The 1,649-nt window shown below is 50.0% G+C and carries 2 protein-coding genes; one reads left to right on the forward strand and one right to left on the reverse strand.

The genetic code is table 11. The features are described 5' to 3' along the window. Positions 1–91: 91 nt before the first annotated feature. Positions 92–853 (forward strand): DUF6503 family protein, encoded by a 762-nt coding sequence (locus OB13_RS20265; protein WP_461492004.1) that lies wholly within the window; start codon positions 92–94, stop codon positions 851–853. 180 nt (positions 854–1,033) lie between these two features. Here OB13_RS20265 and OB13_RS20270 read toward each other — a convergent pair. Then, positions 1,034–1,649: flavin reductase family protein (locus OB13_RS20270; RefSeq protein ID WP_461492003.1), on the reverse strand; the 616-nt coding region annotated here is incomplete at its 5' end.

Genomic DNA, 1,649 nt, shown 5'->3' on the forward strand with positions numbered 1-1,649 from the left:
GCGCGGACAGGTCGCGACCTGTCCGCGCAAATCCAGGGAAATTAATTGTTATCATTTTGTAAATTGCTCCTGCAACATAAGCCCCGACACCATGCGCACCATAAAATCTTCTATCTACCTATACCTGTTCCTACTGTTTCTTACCAGCACATCCTGCCAGACGGAGCAGTTGCCGGATGCGCAGCAGATCGTGGATCAGGCCATCGAAGCGCATGGGGGTAGCAGGTATGATAATGGCGCTATTTCTTTCAGGCTGCGCGACAGGCAGTACCGGGCTTTGCGCGATAATGGCGCTTTTGTGTACAGCCGCTCCTTTACAGATTCTACCGGCCAGCAGGTACATGACGTATTGCGTAATAGCGGTTTTACCCGGAGGGTGAATGATGTAGAAGTAGCGTTGCCGGAAGAAAAGGAGAAAGCCTATGCCGCATCCGTGAACGCTGTGATATACTTTGCCCTGCTGCCTTATGCCCTGAATGACGCTGCCGTGCAGAAAGAATATTTGGGTGAAACGAATATTAATGGAGAACCCTATCATAAAGTGCGGGTGACCTTTGCGCAGGAAGGCGGCGGCGAAGGGTATCAGGATGTGTACGTATACTGGTTCCATCAGCAGCACCATACCATGGACTACCTGGCTTACTCCTTCCAGGAGAACGGCGGCGGCACCCGTTTTCGCCAAGCCACTAATCCCCGCACCCTCGGCGGCATCCGCTTCCAGGACTATGTGAACTATACTATAAAAGAAAATATACCGCTGGAGAACTATGATACAGCCTTTGAGGCAGGCAAACTGGAAAAAGTGTCGGATATTGTGCTGGAAGAGATTGAGGTGAGGGAACTGCCGGATTAGGGGCCAATTTTGTGTGACAGGTCACAACCCGTCCACTCCATAGCCTGTTGGTAAGGCACAAATGAACAATATGCTCAGAAAATATTGATCAATGTAAATCTGTGAATCCTGAATGTATGGCCTATTGTTTGAAATTGGAGGAGTATAGGGTTGTACAATTAGATAGGTCGTAACCTGTCCCTACAATTGCCCATTTAGCAGTAACACTTTCCAGGCTTCCTGTACCTGGTTATCCTCCAGCAGCTTTTTTCCCAAAAGCTCCATTTCCCGGCGAAGTTGACCAGTTTCACTTCTATACTTGTTCAAGGTATAGCTCACCAGCGGATCAGCTTTAAAAGCAGCTACCTCCTCATTTGTAGGTATAACCTCTGTATTTCCAAGACGGGCCAGGTTATTTCCTGTTAGGATACTGCTGTGGCGGATGTAATCCGGAAGCTGGTCTATACCCACCCCTTTGTTTCTGACTGGCTTTGGCAGTTCGAAGATAGCGTCACCGTTGGCTCGCAGGTAATAATCGCCTCCCATACGCGCTACGGCGTCCAGCTTATAAGGGCTGATCTTACCATCTTCAGTCAGGATATCCTCACACACGTGTATCAGTAGCACCTCGCAGATGACCAGGTTGCCGGCTCCCCCCTCAGGGCCCAGGCTGATCACCTCATTCACCCGGCACTCAAAAGCTACCGGGGCCTCTTTCACTCGTGGCGCTTTTATTAGCGTTGATGGTTCCGGCGTTAGGCCGGACTTAATGAACTCATTGATTCCCCTGTCATACTCTGTGCTGGCCAGCGACATC

It is taken from the genome of Pontibacter sp. HJ8, assembly GCF_054824225.1.

What these genes read in the sequence shown, in the direction of transcription:
- OB13_RS20265 (WP_461492004.1), top strand. Translation starts at nt 92, where the DNA reads ATGCGCACCATAAAATCTTCTATCTACCTATACCTGTTCCTACTGTTT.